Source organism: Sinorhizobium saheli (assembly GCF_001651875.1).
Taxonomy (GTDB): domain Bacteria; phylum Pseudomonadota; class Alphaproteobacteria; order Rhizobiales; family Rhizobiaceae; genus Sinorhizobium; species Sinorhizobium saheli.
Genome location: NZ_LNQB01000073.1, coordinates 265,775 through 291,554, shown reverse-complemented (window position 1 = coordinate 291,554; position 25,780 = coordinate 265,775). Strand labels below are relative to the sequence as shown.

Here is a 25,780-nt window from a genome sequence, read left to right as displayed (position 1 = left end):
GGGCGACAAGAGAGGACCTATCGGGGATTACTGACATGGCCGGAGCGCATCAGAAGAATCACGACTATCACATCATCGATCCGAGCCCTTGGCCGTTGCTTGCCTCCATCGGCGCCTTCGTCATGGCTTTCGGCGGCGTCGGCTACATGCGCTATCTGTCCGGCGGCTCGTTCAACCTGTTCGGGCTGGAGCTCGCCAACCCGTGGGTCTTCTTCATCGGCCTGGCGCTTATTCTCTACACCATGTTCGGCTGGTGGTCGGATACGATCAAGGAAGGCCGCGAGGGGCATCACACCCGCGTCGTGTCGCTGCATCTGCGCTACGGCATGATCATGTTCATCGCCTCGGAGGTGATGTTCTTTGCCGCCTGGTTCTGGGCCTTCTTCGATGCGAGCCTGTTTGCCGGCGAGGCGATCCAGGCGACGCGGGCCGAATTCACCGGTGGCGTCTGGCCGCCGAAGGGCATCGAGGTTCTCGATCCCTGGCACCTGCCGCTCTACAACACCATCATCCTGCTGCTTTCCGGCACGACGGTCACCTGGGCGCACCACGCGCTGCTGCACAATGACCGGAAGGGCCTGATCTACGGGCTGACGCTCACCGTGGTGCTCGGCGTTCTCTTCTCCTTCGTCCAGGGCTACGAATACGCGCACGCGCCTTTCGCCTTCAAGGATTCGATCTACGGCGCCACCTTCTTCATGGCGACCGGCTTCCACGGCTTCCATGTTCTGGTCGGCACCATTTTCCTGCTGGTCTGCCTGTTCCGGGCGCTTGGCGGCGGCTTCAGCCCCCAGCACCACTTCGGCTTCGAGGCGGCCGCCTGGTACTGGCACTTCGTCGACGTGGTTTGGCTGTTCCTCTTCTTCTCCATCTATATCTGGGGCGGTTGGGGCGCGCCGCTGGCGCACGGCTGAGGCCATTTCCCGCGTGATGGACAGAGGGGCGGCTGCACGATGCAGCCGCCCCTTCTCGTAAGATGGGGTCGTGGCGACGCGCCTCTGTCGGATGCGCAAGGGCGTTGTAGAACTTGAACCGCTGATCAAATGTCCCGGATCGATCGCAGCGGAGGTGGACGTGATGAAGATTGCCAGGTTCTGCCTCTTGGCGTTGGGATTGATGCTCTCGCAGCCGATGGCGGCGGCGGCCGACACGGCGGACAGGGTCGTCGTCTACAAGGAGCGCCGCGTCCTGCAATTGTTCGCCGGCGAGCGGCTGCTGCGCGAGTACCCGATCGCGCTCGGCGGCGATCCCGTGGGGCACAAGCGACGCGAGGGTGACCAGAAGACGCCGGAGGGCCGGTATGTTCTCGACTGGCGGAACGATGCGAGCAGCTTCTACAGGTCATACATATTTCCTATCCCGAACCGCAAGACGTCGCGAAGGCTGCCGAGAGCGGCGTCGACCCTGGCGGCATGATCATGATCCACGGGCAGCCCAACTATTTCGGCTGGTTGGCGTTTTTGACGCAGATGTTCGATTGGACGGACGGCTGCATTGCGGTTACCAATGCGGAGATGGACGAAATCTGGGACATGGTCCCCAACGACACGGTAATTGAGATCAATCCATGAAGAACGATGAGGCACTCCATCCTCCGGTGGACCCGATCATGAGCGGGATCAAGGGCCATTGCCCGCGTTGCGGCCAGGGCCGTCTCTTCGACGGCTTCCTGAAGGTCCGGCCGGCCTGCACGAATTGCGAGCTCGACTACCGCTTTGCCGATGCGGGCGACGGTCCGGTCGTCTTCGTCATCCTCATCGTCGGCTTCGTCGTCGTCGGTGCGGCCCTCTGGATGGAGGTCAATGTCAACCCGCCGCTATGGCTGCACTTCCTGCTCTGGATTCCGCTGGCGACGGTTATGAGCCTGGCGCTGACGCGCATGCTGAAAGGCGTGCTGATCAATCTCCAGTATCGCAACAATGCGCGTTCCGGCGAAATCGACCGTGGCTGAGAGAGGCGAGCGGGCCGCCCGCGGCCGCTCCGGTCCCGTTGTCGGCGCGATCCTCGTGACGGCCGCCTTTGCCGCGCTCGTTGCCCTCGGCACATGGCAGATGCAGCGGCTGCAGTGGAAGGAGGCGTTGATCGCCGCAATCGCCGAACGTCGATCGGCGCCCCCGGCCCCGCTCGAGAAAATCGAGGCGATGGCTGCTGCCGGCGAGGATATCGACTATCGCACGGTGCGGGTTTCGGGGATCTACGCCCACGGCAAGGAGCGGCATTTCTTCGCCACCCATGAAGGCCGCTCGGGCTATTACGTGTTCACGCCGCTGATGCTCGCCGACGGCCGCGCGCTCTTCGTCAATCGCGGCTTCGTGCCCTTCGAGCAGAAGGAGGCGGCGACGCGGCCCGAGGGGCAGGTCCCGGGAGAGGTTACGATCGACGGGCTGGCGCGCCCAAGGCTTTCCGAGAAGCCCTCATCGATCGTGCCCGACAACGATATCGCCAAGAACATCTTCTACTGGAAGGACCTCGACGCGATGGCGCAGTCGGCGGAGATCGCCGCCGATGACGTCGTTCCCTTCTTCGTGGATGCCGGCCCGGCCGAAAATCCCGGCGGGCTGCCGATCGGCGGCGTCACGCAGTTCGACCTGCCGAACAATCACCTGCAATATGCGCTGACCTGGTACGGCCTCGCGGCGGCGCTCGTCGTCGTCAGCGGTGTGTACGTCTATCGGCGGAAGCGCTAGGCGGCTGCTTTTGCTTGCCCCTGGACCGGGGTCGATCCGACGAGCCGTGCGGACGGCGCGCGGCCAACCGGTCTTCTTTCTTGTGTGCGGGATCGTTGCCGCTATATATGGCGCATGGCCGGCACGCCCGGCTCCCGTTCGTTCCACTGGCGTCTTCAATCATGGCCTCATCCGCGGCAGCAAAATCGTCGATCACCATTCGCCTCTGCGGCCCGCGCGGCTTCTGCGCCGGCGTCGACCGGGCCATCCAGATCGTGGTGCTGGCGCTCAAGGAATTCGGCGCCCCGGTCTATGTCCGTCATGAGATCGTGCACAACCGTTACGTCGTGGAAGGATTAGAAGCGAAGGGGGCGATCTTCGTCGAGGAGCTCGACGAGATTCCGCTGGAGCACCGCAAGCAGCCGGTCGTCTTCTCCGCCCACGGCGTGCCGAAATCCGTGCCGGCCGATGCGGATCAGGGCAATCTCTTCTATCTCGACGCCACCTGTCCGCTGGTATCGAAAGTGCACAAGCAGGCGATGCGCCACCACCGGCTGGGCCGTCACGTCGTTCTGATCGGCCATGCCGGGCATCCCGAGGTGATCGGCACCATGGGGCAGTTGCCGGAGGGGGCGGTCTCGCTCATCGAGACGGTCGAGGATGCCGATGTCTATGAACCGTCGGACCCGGACAATCTCGGCTTCGTGACCCAGACGACGCTGTCGGTGGACGATACCGCCGGCGTCATCAAGCGACTGCACGAACGCTTCCCGAACCTGACGGCGCCTGCGGCGGATTCGATCTGCTACGCGACCACGAACCGGCAGGAGGCGGTCAAGCAGGCGGCGCCCGGCTGCGATCTTTTCCTGATCGTCGGCGCGCCGAATTCGTCGAACTCCAAGCGCCTCGTCGAAGTGGCGCTGAGGGCCGGGGCCAGGAAGGCCGTGCTGGTCCAGCGCGCCGCGGAAATCGATTGGGCGACAGTCGGCGATATCGCGACGGTCGGCCTGTCGGCGGGCGCCTCGGCGCCGGAAGTGATCGTCAACGAGATCATCGAAGCCTTCCGCGAGCGCTATCATGCAAGGGTGGAGCTCGCCGACACGGTCGAGGAAAACGAGCACTTCCTCGTCAACCGCGAGCTCCGCCACGTCGAGCTGACCGTCGCCGACATGGCCTTCGTCAATGGCGAATAGAGCCGGATGCGGAAGGGGCCCGGTGGCCCTCCGACCTATTGCAATCGCACCTCTGGAAAGTAACGCGCCTTGGCAGTTTACACCGATATCACGGAAGACGAGCTGATCCGTTTTCTCGCCGCCTACGACGTGGGGGCGCTGACCTCCTACAAGGGCATCGCCGAAGGGGTGGAGAACTCGAACTTCCTCCTCCACACCACCAAGGGCGCCTATATCCTCACGCTCTACGAGAAGCGGGTGAATGCCGAAGACCTGCCGTTCTTTCTCGGCCTGATGGATCATCTCGCCGAAAGGGGGATTTCCTGCCCGCTGCCCTTGCCGCGTGCCGACGGCAAGCTGTTGGGCGAACTCTCCGGCCGCCCCGCTGCGGTGATCTCCTTCCTCGAAGGCATGTGGCTGAGGAAGCCCGAGCCGCAGCATTGCCGCGAAGTCGGCCGCGCGCTTGCGGAAATGCACGAGGCCGGCGAGGGCTTTGCCCTGAAGCGCGCCAACGCACTCTCCGTCGGCGGCTGGCGGCCGCTCTGGCGGAATTCCGAGGCCCGGGCGGATGAGGTCCAGACGGGGCTGCGCGAGGAGATCGCCGCGGAACTCGCCTATCTCGAGGCGCATTGGCCGGGGGACCTGCCGGAAGGCGTGATCCACGCCGACCTCTTCCCGGACAACGTCTTCTTCCTCGGCGGCCGTCTCTCCGGCCTTATCGACTTCTACTTCGCCTGCAACGACTTCCTTGCCTACGATGTCGCCGTTTGCCTGAACTCCTGGTGTTTCGAGAAGAACGGCTCCTACAACATCACCAAGGGCATGGCGCTGCTCTCGGGTTACGAGAGCGTGCGCAAGTTGACGGCGGAAGAAGTGGAGGCGCTTCCGCTGCTCGCGCGCGGCTCGGCGCTGCGCTTCTTCCTGACACGCCTCTACGACTGGCTGACGACGCCGCCCGGCGCGCTCGTGGTCAAGAAGGACCCGCTCGAATATCTGACGAAGATCCGCTTCCATCGCGCCGTCGTATCGAGCTCCGAATACGGCCTCGGGCGTGAAGAGGCATCGGCATGAAGCACGTCGACATCTTTACCGATGGCGCCTGCTCCGGAAATCCCGGCCCCGGTGGCTGGGGCGCCGTGCTGCGCTACGGCGATATCGAGAAGGAGCTGTCCGGCGGCGAGGCCGAGACGACGAACAACCGCATGGAACTGATTGCCGCCATCTCGGCGCTGAACGCGCTGAAGCAGCCCTGCGAGGTCGACCTCCACACCGACAGCAAATATGTGATGGACGGCATCTCCAAATGGATTCACGGCTGGAAGCGCAACGGCTGGAGGACCGGAGACAAGAAGCCGGTGAAGAACGGCGAGTTGTGGCAGGCGCTCGACGCGGCGAACGGGCGCCATAATGTAACCTGGCACTGGGTCAAGGGACATGCCGGCCATCCGGAAAACGAACGAGCCGACGAGCTGGCGCGAAAGGGCATGGAGCCCTTCAAGAAGACGCGTCGCGCGGATGCGGTGAAATAGAAAAATCGGACTGCGCGCCACCCGCGACTTGCCTTTCATCCCGCTGCCGCGACCTTCTCCCCGCAGGCGGACCGCATACGGGGAGGGGCATGCCGCGCCGTTTACGTCCCCTCGGCGCATTCGGCAAAAGAGAATTGCAGCGGACGCCGCGAGTCCCTTCGCCCCGCTTGCGGGGAGAAGGTGCCGTCAGGCGGATGAGGGGCAAGCGCCGCCTAGATTAAGATTAGCTCAAAGCTGCTCGAGCATCGCCGCGGCGCCGGACACGGTCGCCTGGCCGGGGGTTTCCTCGATGTTCAGCGCCTTCACGACGCCGTCCTCGACCAGCATCGAATAGCGCTTGGAGCGAATGCCGAGCGTGGCGGCCGAGAGATCGATATCCATGCCGAGCGCCTTGGTGAAGGCGGCGTTCCAATCCGAGAGGAAATGAATCTTGCCCGTGCCGCCGGACGCCGTCGCCCAGGCGCCCATCACATGCAGGTCGTTGACGGCGACCACGGCGATATCGTCGACGCCGCGCGCCAGAATGGCGTCGCGGTTTTCGAGATAGCCCGGAAGGTGGTTGAGCGAGCAGGTGGGCGTGAAGGCGCCCGGTACGGCGAAAAGGACCACGCGCTTGCCCTTGAAGAGCTGGTCGGTGGTCACCTCGATCGGGCCGTCAGCGGTCTTTTCCTTGAAGGTTGCATTGGGCAGCTTGTCTCCGACGGCAATGGTCACGGTTGTCTCCTCGATTTGTCTCTCGCCATGCGGCGCGCCAGGTGCCGCAGGTCCGACGGACTATAGGAGCCCGTCAGTCAAAGGCAAGGGTCGTCTCCATGCTGCGCTCCCCCGCACGCACGGTGAGCGTCACCGGCTTGCCGGCGATGCTCCCGTCCTTGCCTGCGAGCCTGACGGCTATCTCCGCCCGGCGCGTGGCGCCTGCTTCGCTTGCGAGGACAGGCTTGCCGAAAAAGACGCCGGAGGGGCCGGCGAGGAAGAGCTGCGGCGTAGCGGCCGCAGCCTCCCGGGGCAGCCGAAGGTCGAGGCGAATCATCCCGGCCATGGCGTCGAAGCGCGCCGTCTCCACCTTGAATTCCTCGGACGGCGCTTCCGGAAGTGCTGCGACCGCCTTGTCGATGCGGGCGCCGTCGAGCGGGTTGTCGAAGCCGCCGCTCTTGAGAGCAAGCTCCAGCTCGCCTTGCACGGGGATGCAGATATCCTCGCAGATACCCAGGAACACCGAGGCGCGGATGGTGACATCGCTCTCGTCCCCGATCCTCTTCAGCCTCAGCGGAAAGGCGACCGGCTGGTCATATCCGACATAGCGCCCCGGACCCTCGCCGAAGGCCTTGGGCGGTGGAAAGCGGATTGCCTCGAGCGTTACGCCGCCGGCCGGATCGAGGGTGATCTGCGGCGGTATCCCGCTCGACCCGGGATCGCGCCAATAGGTCTTCCAGCCGGGATTGAGGCGGACTTCCAGAATGGCGGGAATGAGACCGTCCGGCTGCGGCTGAGAGGCGACGATGCGGAAGGCGCCGCCGGGGGAGGTCACCCACTCGCTCGCGGCTCCGCGGGATTGCGTCGGCAGAAAAAACGCGAAGAGAAGGCTTGCCATCGCGATGCGCTGGGCCATCTTCATGAGGGTCGGGCGTTCGGTCATGCTAAAGCAGTACCGTGTTTCACCTCCCGCCGCCAACAGCCGCGGGTGTCGTCGCGATCATAATCGCTTGATTGAGCCCTCGACCACAGCCAAAGCGCCGTGCGTGCATATTTTGGCGGCCGCCACGTAGAGGCGCTTTTCATTTCGTGGCGAATTGATAGGCTATCCTCATTATGGCGAAAGCGATGCATACGACACGCGAACGAGGCTTTCTTGACGGTCAGTTCCTGATCGCCATGCCGGGCATGTTCGACTCGAATTTCGCCCGGACGGTCATTTTCGTCTGCGCCCATTCCGAGGACGGGGCGATGGGCTTCGTGCTCAATCGTCCGCAGCGGCTGACCTTCCCGGACGTGCTCCTGCACCTGCAGCTTCTCGATCCGGACGAAGCGATCCGCCTGCCGGCGACCGCCCGCGAGTTCCAGATCCAGGCCGGCGGCCCCGTCGAGACGGGGCGCGGTTTCGTGTTGCATTCGGACGATTATTTGAGCGACTCCAGCATCCCCGTCAGCGACGATATCTGCCTGACGGCGACGCTCGACATCGTCAGGGCGATCTCGCGCGGCGAGGGGCCGGTCAAGGCGACCATGCTGCTCGGCTACGCCGGCTGGGGTCCCGGCCAGCTCGAAAACGAGATAGCCCAGAACGGCTGGCTGACATGCCCGGCGCGCGAGGAACTGATCTTCAGCCGGAACCTCGATGAGAAATATGACAGGGCGCTCGCCCTGATGGGCGTCAGCCCGGCCATGCTCTCGACCGACTCCGGCCACGCCTGAGCGGTCGGGAACGCTCCTTGCTCATTCCTGCGCAGCCGTACGACATCGATGCGCCCCGGGGTGATCTCACGCTCTCTTCATCAGCGGAAACCGCTCCTTGAGGAGCCGCAGGATCGACTCCGATCCGACCGGCGGCCCGAACAGGAAGCTCTGGCCGTAGTCGCAGCCCATCTGCGAAAGCTGGATGGCGTCCTCTTCGGATTCGATGCCCTCGGCGACCACCCGCATGTCGAGCTCGCGCGCCATGGTGATCACGGAGCGCAGCACGACGCCGCGCTTGTCGCTCGGGTCGCGGACCAGCGCCTTGTCGATCTTGATCGTGTCGAAGGGGAAGCGGGTGAGATAGGATAGCGACGAGTGGCCGGTGCCGAAATCGTCGAGCGCCAGTCCCAATCCGGCTTCCTTGAGCTTTTCGAGCACGAGGCGGGCCTGTTCCGGATTCTCCATCACCAGCGATTCTGTCAACTCCATCTTGACCTTGGCCGGGTCGCAGCGGTTCTTGTGGAGGGCCGCGCGGACGTCGTCGTAGAGCTCGTTGTTCAGGAGCTGCGCGCTCGAGAGATTGACCGAGACGAAGATCGGCAGGTCGCCGGTCTGGATCTGCCACTCGGAGAGATCGCTCGTCGCCTTGTCGAAAGCGAACATGCCGAGCTGGTTGATGATGTCGGAATTTTCGGCGATCGGGATGAACTCCGTCGGCGAGACGTTGCCGCGCTTCGGATGATCCCAGCGCATCAGCGCTTCGAAGCCGACGATCTCGGCATCGCTCAGGCGGACGATCGGCTGGTAGACGAGCGAGAGCTCCTTGCGCTCGATCGCCCGCTTCAGGTCCGCTTCGAGCTGGAGGCGGTCCGAGCCGGATGTCCGGAAGGCCGGCCGGAAGGGTTCGACGCGGTTGCCGCCCGCCTTCTTGGCGCGGAACATCGCGAGCTCCGCATCGTCGAGCAGTCCGGCGGCGCTCTGCTCCTGGTCGAGCCAGGAGACGAGGCCGATCGATGCGGTCAGGTTGATTTCGCGATTGCCGTAGTTGAGCGGAACCATGATCGCCTTGCTGACGGCATCGGCGAAGTCGGCGATCTTTGCCGGCTCGCGTTCGGACATGAGGATCAGCCCGAACTGGTCGCCGCCGAGGCGCGCCAGCGTGTCCTGCGGGCGCAGCAGCCGGCGCAGGCGGCGGGTGAGGGCGATCAGGACATTGTCGCCGGCGGCGATGCCGAGCATGTCGTTGACCTGCTTGTAGCGGTCGATGTCGATGGCGAGTACGGTCGGGCGGATCGGGTTTGTGCCATCGGCCATCAGCAGGATCGCCTGCAGCCGGTCGAGGAAGACCTGCCTGTTCGGCAGCCCGGTCAGGCTGTCGAGCAGCGCATTGTGCAGGAGCCGCTCGACCGAATTGCGCTGTTCGGTGATGTCGACGATGGTGCCGACGCAGCGGATGATCTCGCCATTGGCGCCAAGCACCGGACGCGCCCGGATCGAGAGCCAGTGATAGTGGCCGTCCTCCGCACGGGCGCGGAACTCATGGTTCAGCCGGCCGCGCCGATGCTCGAGCAGCACGTCGAGCGTCGCCCGGAACCGGTCGCGATCGTCCGGGTGCAGGCGCGGCAGCCAGTTGCGCACGGGGCCGTTCATCGTTCCGAGCGAAAGGCCGAGCTGGTGCGAAATATCCGGAAGGGTGACGACGCGGTCGCGCGCGACGTCCCAGTCCCAGACCGTGTCGCCCGATCCCGTGAGCGCCAGCGCCTGGCGCTCGAGATCGGAGAACAGCCCCTGCTGATAGGCGCCGCCGGCAAAGGCATGCTGCATGACGGTGAAGCCGATCAGAAGCACGATGAGCACGAGGCCGCCGCCGAGCGCCGGCTGGACGATGTCGTTGGCAAGCTGCCCGGTGACCGCGAGCCAGGCGCCGAAGAGCCAGACGAGGATCAGCAGCCAGGCGGGGACCAGCAGGATGGCGCGGTCGTAGCGGTTGAAGCCGAGATAGGCGATCAGCACGATGCCGACGGTAGCCGTCAGCGCGAAGGAGAGCCGGGCGATGCCCGAGGCGATCGCCGGGTCGTAGACGGCGACGCCGAAGAGCAGCCCCAGGCCGAGAATCCAGGCAAGGGTGGCATAGCCGAGATGCTGGTGCCAGCGATTGAGGTTGAGATAGGTGAACAGGAAGACGACGAGGCCCGCCGCCAGGAAGACCTCCGTCCCCGCGCGCCATATTCGCTCGTCGTCGGCGGTCACGGTGATGAGCTTCGACAGAAAGCCGAAATCCACACAGATATAGGCAAGCACCGCCCAGGCAAGTGCGGCCGTCGCCGGCAGCATCGATGTGCCCTTGACGACGAAGAGGATGGTCAGGAACACCGCAAGCAGGCCGGCGATCCCGAGCACGATGCCGCGGTAGAGCGTGAAGGCGTTGACCGTGTCCTTGTAGGCATCGGGCTGCCAGAGATAGATTTGCGGCAGTTCCGGCGTCGCGAGCTCGGCCACGAAGGTGATGACGGCGCCGGGGTTGAGCGTGATGCGGAAGACGTCCGCCTCGTCGCTCGGCTGCCGGTCGAGCGCGAAACCCTCGCTCGGCGTGATCGAGAGAATGCGCTGGGAGCCGAGGTCCGGCCAGAAGAGCTTGGAATTTACCAGGCGGAAATGCGGCGCGACGATCACGCGTTCGAGCTGCTCTTCCGAAACATTGGCGAGCGCGAAGACCGCCCAATCGCCCTGGTGGTTTTCCGTGCTCGAGCGCACCTCGATGCGCCGGACGATGCCGTCGGTGCCGGGGGCGGTCGAAACCTGGAACGCCTCGCCCCGTCCGGTGTAGATCTCCGTCGTTGCGGTGAGGTCGAGCGCCGTGTCCTCGCGCGAGATCTTCACCGGCTCGAGCGCATGCGCGACGCCGCCGGCAAGCCCGAGGGCGAAGACGGCGAAGGCGACCAGAAAGGCCGCCAGCCTTGCGGCCGGCCATGCGAACGGTTTCGGGGTCAGGGGCATCAAAGGGGCATATTCCTGTTCGGTACGGCATCGGCGGAGAGAAGCGAAAACATCAGGTGATCCCGCCACTGTCCGTTTATCTTCAGGTACTGTCTCAAGTAGCCTTCACGCTCAAAGCCGGCCTTTTCAAGGAGCCGGATGCTGCGTGTGTTTTCCGGAATACAGGCTGCTTCGATACGGTGCAACTCGAGCACCGTGAAGATATAGGGGATCGTCAGTTTCAGGGCCTCGTACATATGGCCCTGGCCCGCATGTTTCTGGCCCATCCAGTAGCCTATCATGCAGTTCTGCGCCGCCCCCCGACGGATATGGCCGATGGTGAGCCCGCCGAGCAGGGTCTCGTCCGGCTTGCGGAAGAGGAAGAGCGGCACGGCCTGGCCGGATGCATATTCCTGTTCGTTGCGGACGACGCGGCCGCGAAAGGCGCTCTCGGTCATCTCGTCGGCGCGCCAGGTCGGCTCCCAGGGCTCGAGAAAGGCGCGGCTTTCGCTGCGCAGCCTGTACCATTGCCGGTAGTCGGCATAGCGCGGCAGGCGGAGCAGGTAATGCTGATTGGCGATCTCGACCGTATCCGGCTGCCGCGACAGGAACCGAAAAACCGATCGTGCCATATATTCCTCCGGGCCAGGATCGCGGGCGGGAATTCTACCCCTCGACGGCGCCGCGGTTCAGTCGGTCCGGGGGCGCCGTGTCATTGCGAAGCGTTGCACAAGTTTACGCCCAAATCGAATCCGATTTTCGGAAACTATGCAGGAAAACCGTGGCCTCGGGCGCAATCGCGCCAGGCCCGTCGACCGGCGATGGTGCTCAGCTCGCAACCGCCTGCACGGAGGCTGTCTTGCTGGTCAGCGACGAGAGGATGTCGTGCATCGGGGCGAGCCGATCCAGCGGACCGATCGCCGAAAGCGTCGGAACCGTATCGAAGAACAGCCGGCCGGCAAGGTCGGTCAGGCGCTCGATCGTGATGCCCGAAAGGCGCTCCATCAGTTCCTCGTTGGGGATGGGACGGCCGTAGAGCATCATCTGCCGGGCGATCTGGCCGGCCCGCGCCGCGGGGCTCTCCTGGCCCATCAGCAATTGCGCGCGGATCTGTGCGCGGGCCCGCTCGATCTCCTGCTGCTCGATGCTGGTCGACGACTTGCGCAATTCATCGACGATCACCGGCATCAGTTCCGGCAGGTTTTCGCCGCCGGTCGCGGCATGGACGCCGAAGATGCCGGTATCGGAAAAGCCCCAATGAAAGGCATAGACGGAATAACAGAGGCCCCTGTGCTCGCGCACCTCCTGGAAGAGCCGGGAGGACATGCCGCCGCCGAGGATGTTGGCGAGGATCTGCGAGCAGTAGAAGTCGCGGGCGTGATAGGCCTTGCCCTCGAAGCCGAGCAGCACCTGCGCGTCCATGAGGTCACGGCTCTCGCGGCTGTCGCCGCCGGTATAGCGCGCGGTGTCAAGGACGGGAGGCGATAGCGGCGCGACGGGGAGGGAGGAAAAGCGCTCCTCGACCTGGCGCACGATCGTATCGTGGTCAACGGCACCGGCGGCCACCACGAACATCCTGTCGGTCGTATAATTGCGGCCGAGATACTGGCGGATCTGGTCCGGGGTAAACGACATCACCGTTTCCGGCGTGCCGAGGATCGGCCGGCCGACCGTCTGGTCGCGATAGGCGGTCTCGGCAAAGCGGTCGAAAACGACGTCGTCCGGCGTGTCGTCGGCCGCGCCGATCTCCTGCAGGATGACGTGCTTCTCGCGGCGCAGTTCCTCCGCGTCGAAGGTCGATTCCGTCAGGATGTCGGCGAGGATGTCGACCGCCAGCGGCACGTGGTCCTTGAGCACGCGGGCGTAGTAGGAGGTCGTTTCGGTGGAAGTGGCGGCGTTCACCTCGCCGCCGACGTTCTCGATCTCTTCGGCGATCTGGCGGGCGCTGCGCCGCCTCGTCCCCTTGAAAGCCATGTGCTCCAGCAGATGCGCAATTCCGTGTTCATCCACGGTCTCGTTGCGCGAACCGGACTTGATCCAGACACCGAGCGCCACGCTTTCGAGATGCGGCATGTTCTCGGTCACCACCGTCAGCCCGGAAGGGAGCCGGGTGCACTCAACTTTCATCATCCGTTTCTTTCGTTCTATTCCCGAACGCGGGTACGCTCGCCGATGAAGGTTTCGACGCTCTTGAGCTCGGGATCCAGGATATCGAAACGCTCCGCCCTAGTCATGAGATCAGCAAGCCACGTCGGAAGCGCGGGGTCAATACCGCTTGCCGATTTTACTGCGTCGGGAAATTTCGCCGGGTGGGCGGTCGCAAGCGTGACCATCGGCGCGGAGGCCTTCTCGTGCCTTGCCGCCACGAAGACGCCGATTGCCGTATGCGGATCAAGGAGATAGCCCGTCTCCTCGAAGGTCTTGCGGATCGTCTTCGCCACCTCCTTTTCCGAGGCGCGGCCGGCACGAAACTCCTTGCGGATTTTTTTGAGCGCGCCGTCGCCGATCGCAAAGGAGCCGGATTGCTTGAGGCCGGCCATCGCCGCGCGAACCTGCGCCGCGTCGCGGTCGTTCGCCTCGAAGAGAAGACGCTCGAAGTTGGAGGAGATCTGGATGTCCATCGAGGGCGAGGTCGTCGCCTTTACCTCGCGCATTTCGTAGCGGCCCGTCTTCAGCGTGCGCGCCAGGATGTCGTTCTCGTTGGTGGCGACGATCAGCTTGTCGATCGGCAGGCCCATGCGCTTGGCGACGTAGCCCGCGAAGATGTCGCCGAAATTGCCGGTCGGCACGGTGAAGGAGATTTTCCGGTCCGGGCCGCCGAGCGCGATCGCCGTCGTGAAATAATAGACGATCTGGGCCATGATGCGCGCCCAGTTGATCGAATTGACGCCGGAGAGCTTGACCCGGTCGCGGAAGGCGGCGTCGTTGAACATGGCTTTGACCAGGTTCTGGCAGTCGTCGAAATTGCCCTTGACCGCGATCGCGTGCACGTTAGAGGCGGTCGAGGTCGTCATCTGCCTTTGCTGCACCGGCGACACCTTGCCGTGCGGGAAGAGGATGAAGATGTCGGTGCGTTCGCGACCGGCGAAGGCGTCGATCGCCGCCCCCCCCGTGTCGCCGGAGGTCGCCCCGACGATCGTCGCCCGCTCGCCCCGCTCGGCAAGCACGTAGTCCATCAGCCGGGCGAGCAGCTGCATGGCGACGTCCTTGAAGGCGAGCGTCGAGCCGTGGAAGAGCTCCATGACGAACGCGTTGGGGCCGGTCTGAACGAGCGGTGCAATAGCCGGATGGCGGAAGGTGGCATAGGCCTCGTCGATCATCCTGCGGAATTCCGCCGCCGGGATCTCGCCATTGGTGAAGGGTTCGAGCACGGCGTAGGCGATCTCCTGATAGGACTTGCCGCGCAGCGCCCGGATCGCTTTCTTCGAAAGTTGCGGCCATTCCTTCGGCAGATAGAGCCCCCCGTCACGGGCGAGCCCCGCCAGCAGCGCATCGCAGAAACCGAGAGAGTTCGCTTCTCCCCGCGTCGAAATATACTTCACCGTCATCATCCTTCGTCTTTGCCCGTGCGCGCGGCAGGCCTTGCGAAGCCCGCCGCAGCCGAGGCGCCTTTTTGCGTCAGTCGCTCACAAATCGCGCGGCCATTCTTGTCACCATGGCAATTTCCGGCTGTCCTCGAAATTTCGGTGAGGAAGTGCCGACCGGTCGATTTTTGAATTTGTCGCTGCTATAGACGATGCCCGAGGGTCAAGAAAGGCCTCCGGTCGCTTTGGGTCCGGAACCGGAAGAGGTCGAAGCGGCCTTCCGCTCTTGGCCGTTGGAATTGGTCACGACGATCGTGGTTTGCGTGAAACCAAGTCGTCGCGATCGGGGAGTTCGTCCGTTCAGTAGAGGTTGTGCAACGTGTCTGGCAAAGTGTCTCGCCGTGTTCTCGCAATATCCCTCCTTTTGGCCGCTGCCGGCTGTAACAAGACGCAGACGGGTGGCGCCATCGCCGCGGGCGGCAGCGCGAGCGCCCCGACGCCCGCCGTGATCCAGGCAGCCTGCCCGGCGGTGACCCTCAGGGACGGAACCTCCTCCTACCGCAACTATGCCAAGGGCGGGAAGGACGATCCGAGCAAGGTCGTATATCAGGCGTCGCTCGCCGATACGACGCGCCAGTGCGTGCAGAGCGAGGACAGGCTCACCGTCACCGTCGTCGCTCAGGGCCGCGTCGTCGCGGGCCCCGCCGGCGGCCCGGGCAAGGTAACCCTGCCCATCCGCGTTGCCGCCACAGACGGCGAAAAGACGCTCTACTCCGAGCTCACCCAATATCCCGTCGAAGTGCCGCCAGGCACCGCCAACGCCCAGTTCGTCTTCACCAAGGCGGACGTCACCCTGCCGGCCGGCGCCGGCGCGGAAGCCAAGATCTTCGTCGGCTTCGATGAAGGGCCCTACAGGACGAAGTAAGCGAGCGGCGAGGGTTGTCCCGACCCTAACCCTGTCCCCGCCTGCAACCCCGCTTGCGGGAAGAGGGGACGAAGACGCCGCGGCATACCCCTTCGCCCCGCTTGCGGGGAGAAGGTGCCGGCAGGTGGATGAGGGGGCGGATTATCTCAGCCTCAGGTCGCATTTGCAGCCAACTAAAGCCAAAACGCCGGGGCAATGCCCCGGCGTTTGCTTTCACCCGTCGCCCGCCGGTTACTCCACCGCAACACTCTTGCCCGCTTCCCACTTGTAGAGCGAGAAGCTCGGCGAGGTGAGGTCGCCGGTTTCGCCGTAGGTCAGCTTGCCGATGACGGTGTCGATCGCCTCGCCGGACTTGATCGCGGTGGCGACCGCATTCGGATCGTCGGCGTTGCCCGCCTTTTCGATGCCTGTCTTGATGACCTGGACGGCGGCATAGGCATTGAGCGTGAAGGCTTCGGCCGGGATGTTCTTGGCGTTCAAGGCCTCGATCGCCGGGGCGGCGGCCGGGTGGCGGGTGGCGTCGCTCGCATTGGTGTAGATCGTGCCGGCCGCGGCGTTGCCGCCGATCGCCCAGAACTCGGTGTTGGAGAGACCGTCGCCGCCGATGAGCTGTGCCTCGACTCCCTGGTCATGCATCTGGCGGACCATCAGGCCGGCCTCGGCGTGATAGCCGCCGAAATAGACGACATCGACCTTTTCGGCCTTCAGCCGCGTGATGATGGCGCTGAAGTCCTTTTCACCGGTGTTCAAGCCTTCGTAGACGACTTCGGTGATGCCGCCCGCATTGATCGCGGTCTTGAAGCCGTCGGCGAGGCCCTTGCCGTAGGCGCCCTTGTCGTGCAGCACGGCGACGCGTTTACCCTTGAAGTTCTTGACGACATAATCGGCCGCAACGACCGCTTGCTGGTCGTCGCGCCCGCAGGTGCGAAACACGTTCCAAAGCCCGCGTGTGGTGAGCTCGGGCGTGGTCGCCGTCGGCGTGACCATCAGGATGCCGTTCTCCGCCAGCACATCGGATGCCGGCATCGAGGTGCCGGAGAGGACGGGGCCGACCACGTATTGCACGCCTTCGCCGGCGAGCTGGTTGGCGACAGAGACGGCCTGCTTGGGTTCGCCGGCATCGTCGACGATCTTGATCACCAGCTTCTCGCCCTTGACGCCGCCGGCGTCGTTGATCGCTTGGACGGCCGCCTCGGCGCCGTTCTTGACCTGCTCACCGAAGGCCGCGACCGGGCCGGTGAGCGGGGTGATGACGCCGATGGTGATGTCGGCATGGGCAAGCGGCGCGAAGGCGACGCCGGCCGCCAAGGTCAATCCGGTCAATAATGAAAGACGCATGGTGTTTCCTCCTTGGACATGCAGCCCAGATCACGATGGCTTTCGGTCGAGTCCATCCCGCTCTGTGGCCTTTGATATAGCCCTCGCGCGCCGCCGGAACACCCGCTGATTGTCGGAGGAAAGGCACGCGCCTTCAATGCGGCATGCGGTCCTTTCGCGTCGAGCGGATGCTGTCGTGGCCGAGGGCGTTTCCCGCCCCGGATCTGGCCGAAGCGAAACTCGATCGGTTAAATCAGGGTCAGGCCGTCATGGACTCGGACCACTCGGCAAGCGCGGCGATCACGCTCGGAAGGACCGCCATTCGCGAGATCACCGTCTCGGCCCCGGCCTCCGTCAGCTTGTCGGCATGCGCCGGATAGCTGTGCGAGCCGCCGGTGAAGCCGACGACGCGCATGCCCGCGGCGCGGGCGCGGTGGATGCCGTGGACCGAATCCTCGATGACGAGCACGCGTCCCGGATCGACGCCGAACTGGGCGGCGCCGTGCAGGAAGATATCCGGCTTGGGCTTGACGCGGTCCGGTCCGAGGTCGCGCGCCGAATAGATGTGCCTGCCGAAATGATCCTTGACGCCGACCTTGGCGAGCATCACCGCAAGGCGCTGCGATGTGGAATTGGAGCAGACGCAATGCGGAAGCGTGAGCTCCATCAGCATGGGCCTGACGCCCTCGATGATCTTGACGTCGCGGGCGAGCCGCTTGTCGAGGATGAGGTCGACCTTGTCGATCAGCGAGGCGGAGAGCGGAATGCTCGCCTCCTTTTCGATCGTCAGCAGCGTGTCGCGCCAGGTCATGCCGGCGAAGCGCTCGTTCATCTCCTCGACGCTGATCGGGTAGCCTGCTTCGCTCACCAGTTCGGACTGGACTTCAGAGGCGATGATTTCCGAATCGACGAGAACGCCGTCGCAATCGAAGATGATGAGGTCGATACCGGCCATGGATGAGTTCCTTGGGAGAAGGCGCCGCGAGGCAGGGGAGGCGTCCGGATGCGGCGCTGAAGAGCAGTCGCGGCAGATTTATACGATGACCGGCCAAAGCTCAACCTAAACGCGGCGCGAAGCGATCGCTTGCCCATCCGGTCTTTTCGAATGCATACTTCCAGGGACCGCGACGTCCCGTCGGATGCGCGGCAGCGGCAGAGGTTTCCAATGGTTCGCCTGCGCGGGCATCATCTCCTGTGCCTGCTCACTTTTGTGGGCGAGGGCTATACGCCGGCATTCACCCGCAACTATCGGCGGATCGCCGAGCGCCTTTCCGCCGGTGAGGCGATCGAGATCGTCGCGGGGCCGGACGACATCTGCGCCCCGATGCTGGACCTGCCGGAAGCCCATTGCCGCAACGACGACGTCGGCGATCGCGACGAGTGGGCCCTGGTCGCGATTGCGGAGCTTCTCGGATTTCCGCTCGGCCCCGGATCGGTTCTCGTCCTCGACGGCAACCGGCTGGCTAATTTGCGGGGAGCCTTTGCGGCAGGTGCGATCCGCGCGGCATGCCATGAATGCGAATGGTCGCCGCTTTGCACGCGCATCGCCCGCGAAGGTTTCCGCGATACGCTCGTCCATGCCGCCGCTGAGGCTATCGAGGAAAGAGCTCCAGGAAAGCCTTCTCGCCCGTTGCGGTGAAGCGAACGGCGCGGCTGTCCTTTTCGCGTTTCGCCCAGCCCTTGTCGATGAAGAGCGCCAGCAGCGCTTCGCCGAGCGAGCCGGCGAGGTGCGATCGCCGCTCGCTCCAGTCGAGACAGGTCCGGCAGATCGGCCGGCGGGATTTCTGGAGCGCCGCGTAGTCGATGCCCAGCACCTCGACGCGCCTTCGGCCCGCATCCGTCAGGGCCAGATCGTCGCCGCTCGCGACCTCGATCTCGCCCGCCGCGATCAGGCTGTCGAGCATGCGCACGCCATAATCACCGGCGAGGTGGTTGTAACAGACCCGCGCCTTGCGCAGCGCCGGATCCTTCGGCCCGGGCCGATGACGCGTCAGGCCGCGGCTTGCGGCAAAGCCCATCAGGCTCTCGAGCATTAGCCCCACCTCGTCCTCGCTCAAGGCGTAATAGCGGTGCCGGCCCTGCTTGCGCTGCGCCACCAACCCGCCCGCCTCCAGCTTCGCGAGATGCGAGCTTGCGGTCTGCAGCGTGATGCCGGCCAGACCGGCGAGCTCCGTCGGCGTCAGCGCCTGTCCGCCCATCAGCGCGGTCAGCATGTTGGCGCGTGCGGGATCGCCGATCAGCGATCCGATGAGGGCAATGTCCGGACCTTCTTTCATACTTCGATCGTAATCGAAGCATTGATGACGGGCAAGCGGGCATGATGCCAGTCGTCAACCAGGAGAAACCCATGATCACCTGCTTCATCCGGTATGAGATCGACCCGTTCCGTAAAGAGGAGTTCGCCCTCTATTCGCGCAACTGGGGCGAGGCCATCCCCCGCTGCGGCGCAGATCTCATCGGCTATTTCGGCCCGCATGAGGGCTCGGCCACGACGGCCTATGGCGTCTACAACATCGACAGCCTCGCGGCCTACGAAGCCTACCGGGCGCGGCTCGCCGCCGATCCGCTCGGACGCGAGAACTACGAGTTCGCCCGGCGCGAGCGCTTCATCCTGAAGGAGGACCGCATCTTCCTCAAGAACCTCTCCAGGCCACACGGAAAGGAATGATGATGATCGCGGTGATTTTCGAAGTCCTGCCGGCCGCGGGCAAGCGCGACGCCTATCTCGGCCTTGCCGCCGACCTCCGGCCGCTGCTCGACGGCATCGACGGCTTCATCTCCATCGAGCGCTTCCAGAGCCTCGCCGATCCGAACAAGCTGCTGTCGCTCTCCTTCTGGCGCGACGAGGCGGCGATCAAGGCCTGGCGAAACGGCGCGGAGCACCGGGCGGCGCAGGCGGCGGGGAGGAACGGCGTCTTCGCCGACTATCGCCTGCGGATCGCGGCCGTCGTCAGGGACTACGGCCTCGCTGAGCGGCATGAGGCGCCGCTGGATAGCCGGCAATGGCATGAAGCGGCCGGCGCCGGCTGAGCGATATGGAACGGCACGACGCAAATTTTCCCGGCTGGCCTTCAGGCTTTGGTAACCATCTTCGGTAACCATAAGTGCTATAGTCAGTCCCGAGTAAGCGTATTTGCGAGTTGCCCATGTCTTCTGTTGTTTCGCTTGCCGAAATCTCCCGTGCCGCCCGTCCGTTGAACTGGCTGGACAGCATCATCAAGGGAGATTGCGTGGCCGCGCTGAACGCGCTTCCCGATAATTCGGTCGATGTCGTTTTCGCCGACCCGCCCTACAATCTCCAGCTCGGCGGCATGCTGCACAGGCCCGACCAGTCGCTGGTCGATGCCGTCGACGACGATTGGGACCAGTTCGCCTCCTTCGAGGCCTATGACGCCTTCACCCGCGCCTGGCTGCTAGCCTGCCGCCGCGTGCTGAAACCGACCGGCACCCTCTGGGTGATCGGCTCCTACCACAACATATTTCGCGTCGGCGCGATCCTGCAGGACCTGCATTTCTGGATCCTGAACGACATCATCTGGCGCAAGACCAACCCGATGCCGAACTTCAAGGGCCGCCGCTTCCAGAACGCGCACGAGACGCTGATCTGGGCGACGCCGAATGCCAAGGCCAAGGGCTACACCTTCAATTACGAAGCGATGAAGGCGGCGAACGACGACGTGCAGATGCGCTCCGACTGGCTGTTCCCGATCTGCTCCGGTTCCGAACGGCTGAAGGACGACGACGGCAAGAAGGTACACCCGACGCAGAAGCCGGAAGCCTTGCTCGCCCGCATCCTGATGGCCTCGACCAAGCCTGGCGACGTCGTGCTCGACCCGTTCTTCGGCTCCGGCACCACCGGTGCCGTCGCCAAGCGCCTCGGCCGCCATTTCGTCGGCATCGAGCGCGAGCAGGACTATATCGATGCCGCCGCCGAGCGCATCGCCGCCGTCGAGCCGCTCGGCAAGGCGACCCTCTCGGTCATGACCGGCAAGAAGGCGGAGCCGCGCGTCGCCTTCAATACGCTGATCGAAAGCGGCCTCATCAAGCCCGGCACGGTGCTCACCGATGCGAAGCGCCGCTACAGCGCGATCGTGCGCGCCGACGGAACGCTGGCATCCGGCGGCGACGCCGGTTCCATCCACCGCGTCGGCGCGAAGGTCCAGGGCCTCGACGCCTGCAATGGCTGGACGTTCTGGCATTTCGAGGAGGGGAGCGTGCTGAAGCCGATCGACGAGCTCCGATCCGTCATTCGAAATGACCTGGCAAAACTGAACTGATCAACCGGTTCCGCTCAGGTCTTCGATAGGCGCTCCGCCGGTCATGTGCCTTCAGTCCCGCTTGGAGCGCTTTAAACGCCCGGAATCCGACGAGGGTTCCGGGCGTTTGTATGAGGTGGCGCAAGCGGGGCCCCTCATCCGGCCTGCCGGCCACCTTCTCCCCGTTTTGACGGGGAGAAGGGGCAATGCCGCACCGCCGGAGCCCTTCTCTCCGCAGGTGGAAGAGGGGACTTGAGCGAGCGCCGCAAGCCTCCTTCGCCCCATTTATGGTCCATTTATGGGGAGAAGGTGGCCGGCAGGCCGGATGAGGAACCGCCGCCATTGCCTCGCGCGAAGCGAGGGCCGTACCAAGTGGAACAAATCAAAGGAAGAAGTCGTCGACCCTGAGGCTGGTGGTGCCGTTCACCTTGATCTGGAAGTCGGCATAGCCGTCGCCGTTGACGTCGCCGGAGAGGACTCCCGAGCGGAAATTGAGTTCGCCGGCTTCGCCGGAAAAGGCACGGCCGCCGATATAGGTGAAGCCCTGGTTGCCGCTCCAGGTGGTGTCGGCGTCGATCGTCGACAGGTCGATGACGTCCCATTCGGAGCGGTGGAAATCGGTGATCACGTCGCGCCGGCTGCCGACGGCCGTTTCGGTGATCGAATTGAAGTCGAACGTGTCGGTGCCGGTGCCGCCGGTCAGATAGTCGAAGCCGGTGCCGCCGCGCAGGATATCGGCGCCCGAACCGCCATGGAGGTTGTCGGCGCCCGAGCCGCCGTCGAGGAAGTCGTCGCCGCCGAGGCCTTCGAGGATGTCGTTGCCGCCGAGGCCGCGCAGTACGTTGGCGGCGGAACTGCCGGCTATGTCGTCATGGCCGTAGTTCGTGCCGGTGGCGTTCTCGATGCTGATCAGGTCTTCCCGCCGGCCGCTGGCCGTGGTGGCGTATTTGTAGCCGAGGTCGATCGTGACGCCGCGGCCGCGCTCAGAGCTCCAGCCATCTTGCAGTTGGTAGCTGATCGTGTCGGTGCCGCTGCCGCCGTTGAAATAGTTGTTGAAGCCGACCGAGAGGAAAGTGTCGTTGCCGCTCTCGCCATAATAGTCGCTGGCATAGCCTTCGATCTCGAAGCGGTCGTGGCCGCTGCCGCCATAGACGATGTCGTAGGAGTTCGAATCGCGGGTGCGGATGTCGGCGATATAGAGATCGTTGCCGGCCCCCAGATAGATGTCGTTGCCGCCTTCGAAGGAATTGACGACGAGGTCGTTGCCGTAGCCCGCATCGACGAAGTTGTATCCGCCGTAGCCGTCGGTGCGGTTCAGGTAGATGTCGTCGTCGCCGTTATAGGCGTAGATCTCGACGGCGATATAGCCGTTCTGCTTGAGGATGTCGGCGTAATTCGTGCCGTAGATGCGCGTGACCATTGCTCGACCTTTCAGCGAAGCCGTTGAAATCTAACGCGGATCATCGGGCAGGGAAGCTGAATGGGCGGTGAACCGATTGCGGCACTTTCGTGAAATCAGGAAGGCCTTGCCGACGATCCGCCTGCGGACGCCATCCCGCTTGCCGCGAGAGGCGCCGGTTCAATGCCGTAGGACGCGAGGTCGGAGCGCAACCTGTGGGCGTCGGTGAAATGCACCGCGTGCCAGCCGGCAGCCCGCGCGCCCTCCACGTTGGCCACGCTGTCGTCGATGAAGAGCGTCGCGGCCGGCTCGAGGTCGAAGGCTTCAGCGTGCGTCCGGTAAATGGCGACGTCCGGTTTGATGAGCCTGACGTCGCCGGAGACCGTGACCCCGCGCGGAAGCTTCAGGAACGGGAATCGCTGCTGTGCCTCGCGGAACGTATCCGAGGCGAAATTGGTCAGCATCGTCACGTCCCGTCCTGCGGCGATCAGGTTCTCCATGATCGTAACGGTCTCGCCATAGGCATGCGGCACCATCTCGTGCCAGTGCCGGCGGAAGGCGCGGATGTGCTCCTCGCGATCCGGATGATCGCGGATCAGCAGCGCTTCCGCCTCCGCCCACGACCGGCCGCGATCCTGTTCGATGTTCCATTCGTGGGTGCAGACATTGGCGAAGAACCACTGGCGCTCCGCTTCGTCCGGGATGATGCGGGAAAAAGGGAGCTGCGGGTCGTAGTGGATCAGCACCTTGCCGATGTCGAAGACGATGTGGCGGATTTCGATGCTGTTCATTGACGATCCCTGTGCGATCCTGTGATTGAAGCGAGCGGCGGTCGGAGTGCCTCTCTCCTGCGCGTGCTTTGCCTAGCCGCTTTTGAAGGCCTGCGGAATAGCCTGCGCGATCGCCTTCTTCATCACAGACGGGAGCGCCTGCTCCGCGAGCGTCGCGATCGGCTCCCACCAGCCATGCATGCCGGGCCGGGCGCCGTCGACAATGGCGCGGTAGACGGAAAGGCGCAACTCGAAATGCGTGAAGACGTGACTGACGCTCCCGCAGGGCTCCCAGTGTGCGGCAAAGGGCTGCGCGGCAATGGAGGTGTCGCCGTCGCGGCGCGACGTCCAGTCCGTGCCGGGGACTTCCGTCATGCCGCCGAGCAGGCCGCTCTCGGGGCGCTTCCTGAGATAAACGGCCTCGGAACCGTCGATCGCGACGAAGGCGGCGCCGAGGCGCAGCGGCTTTTCCTTCCTGGCGGCCTTGCGGGGAAATGTCTCCGGGTCGGCGACGGCAAGCGCCCGGCAGTTGCCGCGAAAGGGACAGAGCGCGCACGCCGGCCGCTTCGGGGTGCAGATCGTCGCGCCGAGATCCATCATCGCCTGGGCGAAGTCGCCCGGCCGATCGGCCGGGGTGAGGGAGTAAACCAGGGCCCGCATTTCCGGCTTGGCGGCCGGCAGCGGCGTCTCGATGGCATAAAGCCGGGAAATCACCCGCTCGACATTGCCGTCGAGCACGGCGCTTCGGCGGTTGAAGGCGATCGCCGCGATGGCGGCCGCGGTGTAGTCGCCGATGCCCGGCAAGGCCTTCAGCCCTTCCTCGCTGTCCGGAAAGCGGCCGCCGTGCTCGCGCGCCACCGTTTCGGCGCATTTCTTCAGATTGCGGGCGCGGGCATAGTAGCCAAGCCCCGCCCAGGCCTTCATCACGTCCTCCGTCGCGGCGGCGGCGAGATCTTCGACCGTCGGCCATAAAGCGAGGAACTTCTCGAAATAGGCCTTGACCGCCTGGACCGTCGTCTGCTGCAGCATCACCTCGGACAGCCAGACGTGGTAGGGGTTCGCGATCGCGCCCCTCAGCGCCATCGGCGGCGAGACCCGCCACGGCAGATCGCGGTGGTGGCGGTCGTACCAGTCGAGGAGGAGGGCGGCGTCGATCGCCTGTGGGGTTTCGCGGAGCATTTGCCGGGGAGTCCTTTTCCGGCCTATACTTGGCGGACGCCATCTTCGGCCGCAAGGCCCCATCGCAATTGCAAACAGAAAGTCCTTCCGTGCGTGAAGCAAAGCCCCGCCAGGGCGTCGTCCAGATCAGCGAGGTCGCCAACGGGCTGATCGATCCGGTGCTGGCCAAGCGTGCCGGCATCAACACGATGCTGCTCGGCTCGTGGGACGAGATCGCCGGCGAAGAGTTCGCCGATTGCACCAGGCCCGAGAAAATCGGCTGGCCGCGCCGCGCCGCCGAACTCGGCGCCGAGGGCGGCTACCAGCCGGGCGTGCTCACGGTCGCCTGCGAGGGCGCGCGGGCGCTCTTCCTGACCCATGCGCAGGGCGAGCTGATCCAGCGCATCAACGGCTTCTTCGGCTTTCATGCGATCGGCCAGGTCCGCATCGTGCAGAAGCCGGTGGCGGCTCCGCCCAGACGCTATCGTCCGCCGCGGCCGCTTGCCGGCGAGGCCGCCCGCCGGCTCGAATCCATGATCGAGGGCATCGAGAGCGAGGCGCTGAAGACGGCGCTGGCGCGGCTCGGCACGGCCGTGCTTTCCTCGCGCAAGCGATAGCATGCAGCGCTGCGTCCTTCATGCGGTCACAATTCTTTGAATGCTGTCGATGCAGCCCCCCTTGCCCGCCCGCATCCGGCAAGTTATCGAAATCACGCTTCAAATTTCCCTCATAGAACACGGGTCCTGTCCATGTCCGCTTCCGAGAAGAGCCTTCCGAAACGCCTGCTGAGCGGTGTCGCCGTTGCGGCGATCGCGCTTGTGCTTGCCGCCTGCAGCGACGAGAAGAAGGAGGCGGCTTCCAAGGCGCCGGCCGAGGCGACCACCAGCGCGGACGCGACGACCACCGGCTCCACCGCTGCGACGCCCGCCGCTTCCGAGGCGAAGCCCACGGCGACCGAGGTGGCGCAGGCTTCTCCGCCGGCTGCCAAGGTCGAGCTGCCGCAGCCGGAAGGCACGGTCGACGTGGCCAAGCTGATGGAGCCGGGTGCGCTGCCGGAAATGGCTCTCGGCGAGGCCAATGCGCCGGTGACGATCGTCGAGTACATGTCGATGACCTGCCCGCACTGCGCCAATTTCCACAACGAGACCTTCGACGCGATCAAGGCGAAATACATCGACAGCGGCAAAGTGCGCTTCATCGTTCGGGAGTTCCCCTTCGACCCGCGCGCCGCGGCCGCCTTCATGCTGGCGCGCTGCGCGCCGGAGGGGCAGTATTTCCCGATGATCTCCATGCTCTTCAAGCAGCAGGAACAATGGGCCGCCGCCCAGAACGGCCGCGATGCGCTGCTGCAGATGTCGAAACTTGCCGGTTTTACACAGGAGAGCTTCGAGGCCTGCTTGACGAACCAAAAACTTCTGGATGATGTGAATGCAGTCATGCAGAGGGGCGCCAAGGACTTCGGCGTCAAGTCGACGCCGACCTTCTTCGTCAATGGCGAGCACTATTCGGGGGACATGTCGGTTGACGTTATGTCGGCCCTCATCGACAGCAAGCTCTGATCCTTCGCTTTTCCTGACAACGGGCGACGGCCGCAGCCGTGCGCCCGTTTTTGCTGCTTCGAGGGAAAACCCCCTCTGCCCTGCCGGGCATCTCCCCCACATGGGGGGAGAGTGGCTGGGCGCGCCGCCCTGCGC

The 25,780-nt window shown here is 64.6% G+C and carries 26 protein-coding genes and 1 pseudogene; 15 read left to right on the top strand and 12 right to left on the bottom strand.

The window, feature by feature from the left end; genetic code table 11:
- Window positions 1-35 precede the first annotated feature (35 nt).
- From ATB98_RS14825 to rnhA, 7 genes and pseudogenes are all read left to right on the top strand, one after another.
- Entirely contained in the window at window positions 36-914 is an 879-nt protein-coding gene (locus ATB98_RS14825; RefSeq protein ID WP_066874920.1) for a cytochrome c oxidase subunit 3, read from the top strand.
- Between the two features lie 163 nt (window positions 915-1,077).
- Window positions 1,078-1,571 (top strand): annotated as a pseudogene (locus ATB98_RS14820) (L,D-transpeptidase family protein).
- Window positions 1,568-1,951: a DUF983 domain-containing protein gene (locus tag ATB98_RS14815; RefSeq protein ID WP_066874917.1), complete on the top strand. Its 384-nt coding sequence runs from the start codon at window positions 1,568-1,570 to the stop codon at window positions 1,949-1,951. Before ATB98_RS14820 ends, ATB98_RS14815 begins: the two are co-directional and overlap by 4 nt.
- A complete protein-coding gene (locus ATB98_RS14810) occupies window positions 1,920-2,687 on the top strand; it encodes an SURF1 family protein (RefSeq protein ID WP_066874916.1) in 768 nt (255 codons plus the stop codon). Before ATB98_RS14815 ends, ATB98_RS14810 begins: the two co-directional genes overlap by 32 nt.
- Before the next feature lie 161 nt (window positions 2,688-2,848).
- Window positions 2,849-3,859 carry a 4-hydroxy-3-methylbut-2-enyl diphosphate reductase gene (gene ispH / locus ATB98_RS14805; RefSeq protein WP_066874915.1) on the top strand — a complete coding sequence of 337 codons (1,011 nt, stop codon included), beginning with the start codon at window positions 2,849-2,851 and terminating at the stop codon, window positions 3,857-3,859.
- Window positions 3,860-3,928: 69 nt separating this feature from the next.
- A complete protein-coding gene (locus ATB98_RS14800) occupies window positions 3,929-4,909 on the top strand; it encodes a homoserine kinase (RefSeq protein ID WP_066874914.1) in 981 nt (326 codons plus the stop codon).
- Window positions 4,906-5,367 carry a ribonuclease HI gene (gene rnhA / locus ATB98_RS14795; protein ID WP_066874912.1) on the top strand — a complete coding sequence of 154 codons (462 nt, stop codon included), beginning with the start codon at window positions 4,906-4,908 and terminating at the stop codon, window positions 5,365-5,367. Before ATB98_RS14800 ends, rnhA begins: the two co-directional genes overlap by 4 nt.
- Before the next feature lie 228 nt (window positions 5,368-5,595).
- Here the strand turns inward: rnhA and ATB98_RS14790 are convergent, their stop codons facing one another.
- Window positions 5,596-6,081, bottom strand: coding sequence for a peroxiredoxin (locus tag ATB98_RS14790; RefSeq protein ID WP_066874910.1), 486 nt, complete (start codon window positions 6,079-6,081; stop codon window positions 5,596-5,598).
- 73 nt (window positions 6,082-6,154) lie between these two features.
- Window positions 6,155-6,982, bottom strand: coding sequence for a protein-disulfide reductase DsbD domain-containing protein (locus ATB98_RS14785; RefSeq protein ID WP_066875587.1), 828 nt, complete (start codon window positions 6,980-6,982; stop codon window positions 6,155-6,157).
- A gap of 194 nt (window positions 6,983-7,176) precedes the next feature.
- Between ATB98_RS14785 and ATB98_RS14780 the strand changes: the two genes are divergently transcribed.
- On the top strand, window positions 7,177-7,779 hold the full coding sequence (locus ATB98_RS14780; protein WP_066874908.1) for a YqgE/AlgH family protein: 603 nt from the start codon (window positions 7,177-7,179) through the stop codon (window positions 7,777-7,779).
- 66 nt (window positions 7,780-7,845) lie between these two features.
- Here ATB98_RS14780 and ATB98_RS14775 read toward each other — a convergent pair whose 3' ends face one another.
- From ATB98_RS14775 to thrC, 4 genes are all read right to left on the bottom strand, one after another.
- The gene (locus ATB98_RS14775) at window positions 7,846-10,758 is read right to left on the bottom strand and encodes a sensor domain-containing phosphodiesterase (protein WP_066874902.1); all 2,913 of its coding nucleotides are present in this window, start codon (window positions 10,756-10,758) and stop codon (window positions 7,846-7,848) included.
- On the bottom strand, window positions 10,758-11,369 hold the full coding sequence (locus ATB98_RS14770; RefSeq protein ID WP_066874900.1) for a GNAT family N-acetyltransferase: 612 nt from the start codon (window positions 11,367-11,369) through the stop codon (window positions 10,758-10,760). The genes ATB98_RS14775 and ATB98_RS14770 overlap by 1 nt, the downstream gene beginning before the upstream one ends.
- 196 nt (window positions 11,370-11,565) lie before the next feature.
- Window positions 11,566-12,867, bottom strand: a complete 1,302-nt coding sequence (locus ATB98_RS14765) for a M16 family metallopeptidase (protein ID WP_084435476.1) — start codon at window positions 12,865-12,867, stop codon at window positions 11,566-11,568.
- Between the two features lie 14 nt (window positions 12,868-12,881).
- The gene (thrC, locus tag ATB98_RS14760) at window positions 12,882-14,288 is read right to left on the bottom strand and encodes a threonine synthase (RefSeq protein WP_153435571.1); all 1,407 of its coding nucleotides are present in this window, start codon (window positions 14,286-14,288) and stop codon (window positions 12,882-12,884) included.
- A gap of 352 nt (window positions 14,289-14,640) precedes the next feature.
- Here thrC and ATB98_RS14755 point away from each other — a divergent pair, with 352 nt between their 5' ends.
- On the top strand, window positions 14,641-15,186 hold the full coding sequence (locus ATB98_RS14755; RefSeq protein ID WP_066875584.1) for a hypothetical protein: 546 nt from the start codon (window positions 14,641-14,643) through the stop codon (window positions 15,184-15,186).
- Window positions 15,187-15,417: 231 nt separating this feature from the next.
- Here ATB98_RS14755 and ATB98_RS14750 read toward each other — a convergent pair whose 3' ends face one another.
- Window positions 15,418-16,524 (bottom strand): branched-chain amino acid ABC transporter substrate-binding protein, encoded by a 1,107-nt coding sequence (locus tag ATB98_RS14750; RefSeq protein ID WP_066874898.1) that lies wholly within the window; start codon window positions 16,522-16,524, stop codon window positions 15,418-15,420.
- Between the two features lie 238 nt (window positions 16,525-16,762).
- Window positions 16,763-17,458, bottom strand: a complete 696-nt coding sequence (locus tag ATB98_RS14745; protein ID WP_066874896.1) for an HAD family hydrolase — start codon at window positions 17,456-17,458, stop codon at window positions 16,763-16,765.
- A 210-nt stretch (window positions 17,459-17,668) separates the two neighbouring features.
- Between ATB98_RS14745 and ATB98_RS14740 the strand changes: the two genes are divergently transcribed.
- The gene (locus ATB98_RS14740; protein ID WP_066874894.1) at window positions 17,669-18,142 is read left to right on the top strand and encodes a DUF1284 domain-containing protein; all 474 of its coding nucleotides are present in this window, start codon (window positions 17,669-17,671) and stop codon (window positions 18,140-18,142) included.
- Here the strand turns inward: ATB98_RS14740 and ATB98_RS14735 are convergent.
- Complete coding sequence (locus ATB98_RS14735) at window positions 18,096-18,779, bottom strand: ArsR/SmtB family transcription factor (protein WP_066874892.1); 684 nt, start codon at window positions 18,777-18,779, stop codon at window positions 18,096-18,098. The genes ATB98_RS14740 and ATB98_RS14735 overlap by 47 nt on opposite strands.
- Window positions 18,780-18,850: 71 nt before the next feature.
- On the opposite strand from ATB98_RS14735, the gene ATB98_RS14730 reads away from it, so the two are divergent.
- The 3 genes from ATB98_RS14730 (at window position 18,851) to ATB98_RS14720 (ending at window position 20,780) form a co-directional block, all read left to right on the top strand.
- Window positions 18,851-19,171 carry an NIPSNAP family protein gene (locus tag ATB98_RS14730; protein ID WP_066874890.1) on the top strand — a complete coding sequence of 107 codons (321 nt, stop codon included), beginning with the start codon at window positions 18,851-18,853 and terminating at the stop codon, window positions 19,169-19,171.
- A gap of 2 nt (window positions 19,172-19,173) precedes the next feature.
- Window positions 19,174-19,533, top strand: coding sequence for an antibiotic biosynthesis monooxygenase family protein (locus ATB98_RS14725; RefSeq protein ID WP_066875583.1), 360 nt, complete (start codon window positions 19,174-19,176; stop codon window positions 19,531-19,533).
- Window positions 19,534-19,649: 116 nt separating this feature from the next.
- Window positions 19,650-20,780: a site-specific DNA-methyltransferase gene (locus tag ATB98_RS14720; RefSeq protein ID WP_066874888.1), complete on the top strand. Its 1,131-nt coding sequence runs from the start codon at window positions 19,650-19,652 to the stop codon at window positions 20,778-20,780.
- A gap of 361 nt (window positions 20,781-21,141) precedes the next feature.
- Here the strand turns inward: ATB98_RS14720 and ATB98_RS14715 are convergent, their stop codons facing one another.
- The 3 genes from ATB98_RS14715 to mutY form a co-directional block, all read right to left on the bottom strand.
- Entirely contained in the window at window positions 21,142-22,179 is a 1,038-nt protein-coding gene (locus ATB98_RS14715; protein WP_066874886.1) for a calcium-binding protein, read from the bottom strand.
- 95 nt (window positions 22,180-22,274) lie between these two features.
- The gene (locus tag ATB98_RS14710) at window positions 22,275-22,949 is read right to left on the bottom strand and encodes an HAD family hydrolase (protein ID WP_066874884.1); all 675 of its coding nucleotides are present in this window, start codon (window positions 22,947-22,949) and stop codon (window positions 22,275-22,277) included.
- A 72-nt stretch (window positions 22,950-23,021) separates the two neighbouring features.
- Window positions 23,022-24,107 carry an A/G-specific adenine glycosylase gene (mutY, locus tag ATB98_RS14705; protein WP_066874882.1) on the bottom strand — a complete coding sequence of 362 codons (1,086 nt, stop codon included), beginning with the start codon at window positions 24,105-24,107 and terminating at the stop codon, window positions 23,022-23,024.
- Between the two features lie 89 nt (window positions 24,108-24,196).
- Here mutY and ATB98_RS14700 point away from each other — a divergent pair, with 89 nt between their 5' ends.
- Both ATB98_RS14700 and ATB98_RS14695 read left to right on the top strand, forming a co-directional pair.
- Window positions 24,197-24,703: a DUF721 domain-containing protein gene (locus ATB98_RS14700; protein WP_066875582.1), complete on the top strand. Its 507-nt coding sequence runs from the start codon at window positions 24,197-24,199 to the stop codon at window positions 24,701-24,703.
- 132 nt (window positions 24,704-24,835) lie between these two features.
- Complete coding sequence (locus ATB98_RS14695) at window positions 24,836-25,645, top strand: DsbA family protein (RefSeq protein WP_066874878.1); 810 nt, start codon at window positions 24,836-24,838, stop codon at window positions 25,643-25,645.
- Window positions 25,646-25,780: the final 135 nt, after the last annotated feature.